A 4,992-nucleotide genomic window follows, 5' to 3' on the forward strand; every position below is an offset into this window, starting at 1 on the left:
CCGGCCGCAGCGTCGGCCTGCTGCACGGCCGCATGCCGGCGGCCGACAAGGCGGCGGTGATGGCGCAGTTCAAGGCGGGCACGATGCAGGTGCTGGTCAGCACCACCGTGATCGAGGTCGGCGTCGATGTGCCCAACGCCAGCCTGATGGTGATCGAGCACGCCGAGCGCTTCGGCCTCTCGCAGCTGCACCAGCTGAGGGGCCGCGTGGGCCGCGGCTCGGTGGCCAGCGTGTGCGTGCTGCTCTACACCGCGCCGCTGTCGGACACCGGCAAGGCGCGCCTCAAGGCCATGGCCGAGACCACCGACGGTTTCGAGATCGCCCGGCGCGACCTGGAGATCCGCGGGCCGGGCGAGTTCCTGGGCGCGCGTCAGTCGGGCGCGCCGCTGCTGCGCTTTGCCGATCTCACGCTCGACGAGCCGCTGGTGCAGCTGGCGCGTGAAGCGGCGGCCAAGCTGCTCGCCACGCAGCCGGCGGTGGCCGAGCAGCACGTGGCGCGCTGGCTGGGCAGCAAGGCGGAGTACCTGAAGGCCTAGGACACTTCAGGAGCCGAAGTGCATCTGGTACTTGGCGCCATCCGAGAACTGGCAGGCGCCGGTGCCCATGGCCGGGCCGGTGATGAGGTACTCACACTGCGCACTGACCCCCTTGCCGCCGTACGCATTGGCGATGCCGCGGCGGCCGCTGAAGCTGCGCTGGTTCAAGCCCAGCACCTCGTTGTAGACCCGGCCGAAGGCGTAGTTGGCGTCGACCCGGGTGGCTTCGCCCTGCAGCGTGTCGCCCAGGTAGCTCAGGGTGAAGGTGCCGCGGCCGGCGTTGTTGTCGACCACCGTCGCGGTGATCAGGCCGCCCTTGTTGGCCTGCGTGTTGAGCGGGTAGAGCCGCGCGTTCAGCACGCTGGGCTGGGGCGGGCCGGCCGGTGTGGGCGGCGTGACGACTGTCACCGTGCCGGGCTGGGATGAGGTGCCGCGGTTGTCGTAGCTGATCGGGTAGCCCTGGCCCGTCTTGGGGTCGATGGGGACGACATAGCAGGCCGACAGGCCGGCCGCCACAAGGAGGAGACTGGCCGCAATGCGCGGACGCGGAGAACTCATGCAGAGCTTTCGTGGCGCGGCCGATTGCCGCGGCGCCAAGAATCGGCGGCGGCCGGTGCGGCGGCAAGCGCCAAGCCGTGCGGTATCGCAAGGTGATGCCGCAAGGCGCATGACGCGAGACAGCGGCTCGGCTATTCTGCGGGCCATGACACTGACCGAGCTCCGCTACATCGTGGCCGTCGCCCGCGAGAAGCATTTCGGCCGCGCCGCCGAGGCCTGCTTCGTGTCGCAGCCCACGCTGAGCGTGGCCATCAAGAAGCTGGAAGAAGAGCTCGACGTGAAGCTCTTCGAGCGCGGCGCCAACGAGGTGAGCGTGACGCCGCTGGGCGAAGAGATCGTGCGCCAGGCGCAGGCGGTGATCGAGCAGGCGGCCGCGATCAAGGAGATCGCCAAGCGCGGCAAGGACCCGGTCTCCGGCCCGCTGCGCCTGGGCGTGATCTACACCATCGGCCCCTATCTGCTGCCCGATCTCGTGAAGCAGGCCATCGAGCGCGTGCCGCAGATGCCGCTCATGCTGCAGGAGAACTTCACCGTCAAGCTGCTCGAGATGCTGCGCACCGGCGAGCTCGACTGCGCCATCATCGCCGAGCCCTTCCCCGACGCCGGCCTGGCCGTGGCACCGCTCTACGACGAGCCGTTCATGGTGGCCGTGCCCACCAGCCACCCGCTGGCCAAGCGCAGCTCCATCAGCGCAGAGGAGCTGAAGAAGGAGACCATGCTGCTGCTGGGCACCGGCCACTGCTTCCGCGACCATGTGCTCGAGGTCTGCCCGGAGTACGCGCGCTTCTCCAGCGACGCGGAAGGCATCCGCAAGAGCTTCGAGGGCTCGTCGCTGGAGACCATCAAGTACATGGTGGCCTCGGGCATGGGTGTGACGGTGGTGCCGCAGCTGAGCGTGCCCAAGGAGGCCCAGCCCCACGTGCGCTACATCCCATTCGCCGAACCCGTGCCCACGCGCCGCGTGGTGCTGGCCTGGCGCCGCACCTTCACGCGCTACGAGGCGATCGCCGCATTGCGCAATGCCATCTACGCCTGCCCGCTGGAAGGCGTGCACCGCGTGTCCTGACCCCCTCCCCTCTCTCATCCAGGAGCACCATCCATGGCCAAGAAGCCCAACAAGATCGCCGCCCCCGCCGCCAACGCGCTGCAGATCAACATCGGCATCAGCGAGAAAGACCGCGGCGCCATCGCCGGTGGCCTCAGCAAGCTGCTTGCCGACACCTACACGCTCTACCTCACCACGCACAACTTCCACTGGAACGTGACCGGGCCGATGTTCAACACCCTGCACCTGATGTTCATGGGCCAGTACACCGAGCTGTGGAACGCGGTCGACCCGATCGCCGAGCGCATCCGCTCGCTGGGCCACCCTGCCCCCGGCTCGTACGCGCAGTTCAGCGCGCTGGCCTCGATCAAGGACGTGCCGTCCACGCCGCCCAAGGCGCTGGAGATGGTGCGCATCCTCGTCACCGGCCACGAGGCCGTGGCGCGCACCGCGCGCAGCGTGTTCCCGCTGGCCGACAAGGCGGGCGACGAACCCACGGCCGACCTGCTCACCCAGCGCCTCACGGTGCATGAGCAGACCGCCTGGATGCTGCGCAGCCTGCTGGAAGCCTGATGGCGCAAGCGCCAGCCGCCCAGCGGGCCGAGCGCCGGGCCGCTCCCAAGCCGGCCCGCATCCCCTTGGGGGATCGTCCAACGTACTCGCTGGACGAGGGACTGTCATGAGCACGCGCGTGGCCATCGTCACCTTCGATGGCTTCAACGAGCTCGACTCGTTCATCGCATTGGGCATGCTCAACCGCTTGCGGGCCGAGGGCTTCAGCGCCGAGATCACCGGGCCGGGCACGCGCCTGACCTCGATGAACGGCGTGACCATCGATGTTCAGCAGCCGCTGGAGTTCGCGAACGAGGCCGAGGTGGTGCTGTTCGGCAGCGGCATCTACACCCGCGCCATCGCCGAGAACGCGGCGCTGATGGACCGCCTCACGCTCGACCCGCTGCGCCAGCTGATCGGCGCGCAGTGCTCGGGCACCTTGCTGCTCGCGCGCCTGGGGCTGATCGGCAACATGCCCGCCTGCACCGACCTCACCACCAAGCCGTGGGTGGTGCAGGCCGGTGTGCGCGTGGTGGACGAACCCTTCCATGCGCGTGGGCCGGTGGCGACAGCAGGTGGGTGCCTCGCGTCGCAGTACCTGGCCACCTGGGTGATGCTCCAGCGGGCCGGCCTGCAGGCCACGGAGCAAGCGCTGCACTACGTGGCACCCGTCGGTGAGAAAGAGGCGTACGTGAAGAAGCTGATCGACGTGGTGCAGCCGTTCTTGACGATGGACTGAGCAGGGCTTCGATACCTCAGCCTGAGCGGCCGGTGGCATGCGAAGACCTGGAGCTCACTCAACCCGCTCAGGCTGAGGTATCGAAGCCCCGCGCCAAACTAGACCTGCGCCGTCGGCGTCACCGACCAGCGCCGCTGCACTTCCCCTGCACCATTGACGCTCTCCAGGTGCACCCCAAACCCCCACAAGCGCGCCACATGCTTGAGCACCTCGTTCGCCGTCTCGTGCAGCGGCCGGTCGTTGTGCTGCGCATGCCGCAGCGTCAATGACCGATCCCCTCGCAGGTTGACGCTCCACACCTGGATGTTGGGCTCGCGCGCTCCCAGGTCGTACTGGTGCGACAGGGCCTCGCGCACGCGGCGGTAGCCGCTGTCGTCGTGGATGGCCGAGACCTCCAGCTCTTCTTCCTTCTCGTCGTCACGGATCGCGAAGAAGCGGAACTCGCGCATCAGGTTGGGCGACAGGTACTGGCCGATGAAGCTCTCGTCCTTGAAGTTGCGCATGGCGTGGTCGATGGTCTCGAGCCAGTCCTTGCCCGCGATGTCGGGGAACCAGTGGCGGTCTTCCTCGGTCGGGTTCTCGCAGATGCGCTTGATGTCGGTGTACATCGCGAAGCCCAGCGCATAGGGGTTGATGCCGTTGTAGTGGCGGTCGGTCACCTTGGGCTGGTAGACGACGTTGGTGTGCGACTTCAGCCACTCGATCATCATGCCGTCGGTGAGGTAGCCGTCGTCGTACATGGTGTTGAGCAGCTTGTGGTGCCAGAAGGTGGCCCAGCCCTCGTTCATCACCTGCGTCTGGCGCTGCGGGTAGAAGTACTGCGCCACCTTGCGCACGATGCGCACGATCTCGCGCTGCCAGGGCTCCAGCAGCGGCGCGTTCTTCTCGATGAAGTACAGCAGGTTCTCCTGCGGCTCTTCGGGGAAGCGGCGTGCCTGCGCCTCTTCGGCCGCCTTGTCGGCCTTCTTGGGCAGCGTGCGCCACATCTCGTTGACCTGCTGCTGCGCGTAGGCCTCGCGGTCCTTGCGGTCGGCGAGTTCCTGCGCGAGCGACTTGCGGCTGGGCCGGCGGTAGCGGTCCACCCCGTGGTTCATCAATGCGTGGCAGCTGTCGAGCAGCTCTTCCACCGCATCGAGGCCGTGGCGCTCTTCGCAGTTGGCCACGTAGTTCTTGGCGTAGACCAGGTAGTCGATGATGGACGCCGCATCGGTCCACATGCGAAAGAGGTAGTTGCCCTTGAAGAAGCTGTTGTGGCCGTAGGCCGCGTGCGCGATCACGAGCGCCTGCATCGCCATCGTGTTCTCTTCCATCAGGTAGCTGATGCAAGGGTTGGAGTTGATGACGATCTCGTAGGCCAGGCCCATGTGGCCGCGCTTGTAGTTCTTCTCGGTGGAGATGAACTCCTTGCCGTAGCTCCAGTGCCGGTAGTTCACCGGCATGCCGACCGACGCGTAGGCGTCCATCATCTGCTCGGCGGTGATGATCTCGATCTGCGGCGGATAGACATCCAGTCCGAACTCCTCGGCGACCCGCGCGATCTCCTTGTGATAGGCGGTGATCGC

At 67.2% G+C, this 4,992-nt stretch carries 6 protein-coding genes; 4 read left to right on the top strand and 2 right to left on the bottom strand.

The genetic code is table 11. The features are described from left to right. The coding region (locus VFL64_RS00560; protein ID WP_489538431.1) for a helicase-related protein at window positions 1–536 on the top strand (536 nt) is incomplete at its 5' end. 6 nt (window positions 537–542) lie between these two features. On the opposite strand, the gene VFL64_RS00565 is transcribed toward VFL64_RS00560, so the two are convergent. Further along, entirely contained in the window at window positions 543–1,094 is a 552-nt protein-coding gene (locus VFL64_RS00565) for a hypothetical protein (RefSeq protein WP_489538432.1), read from the bottom strand. 145 nt (window positions 1,095–1,239) lie between these two features. Between VFL64_RS00565 and VFL64_RS00570 the strand changes: the two genes are divergently transcribed. The 3 genes from VFL64_RS00570 (at window position 1,240) to VFL64_RS00580 (ending at window position 3,430) form a co-directional block, all read left to right on the top strand. Beyond that, a complete protein-coding gene (locus tag VFL64_RS00570; protein ID WP_489538433.1) occupies window positions 1,240–2,160 on the top strand; it encodes a hydrogen peroxide-inducible genes activator in 921 nt (306 codons plus the stop codon). 33 nt (window positions 2,161–2,193) lie between these two features. Continuing rightward, on the top strand, window positions 2,194–2,712 hold the full coding sequence (locus VFL64_RS00575; RefSeq protein ID WP_489538434.1) for a Dps family protein: 519 nt from the start codon (window positions 2,194–2,196) through the stop codon (window positions 2,710–2,712). Window positions 2,713–2,818: 106 nt separating this feature from the next. Then, window positions 2,819–3,430, top strand: coding sequence for a DJ-1/PfpI family protein (locus VFL64_RS00580; protein ID WP_489538435.1), 612 nt, complete (start codon window positions 2,819–2,821; stop codon window positions 3,428–3,430). Window positions 3,431–3,528: 98 nt separating this feature from the next. Here the strand turns inward: VFL64_RS00580 and VFL64_RS00585 are convergent, their stop codons facing one another. Beyond that, a complete protein-coding gene (locus VFL64_RS00585) occupies window positions 3,529–4,989 on the bottom strand; it encodes a SpoVR family protein (RefSeq protein ID WP_489538436.1) in 1,461 nt (486 codons plus the stop codon). Window positions 4,990–4,992: the final 3 nt, after the last annotated feature.

The organism is Rhizobacter sp. (assembly GCF_035702065.1).
GTDB lineage: Bacteria > Pseudomonadota > Gammaproteobacteria > Burkholderiales > Burkholderiaceae_C > Rhizobacter.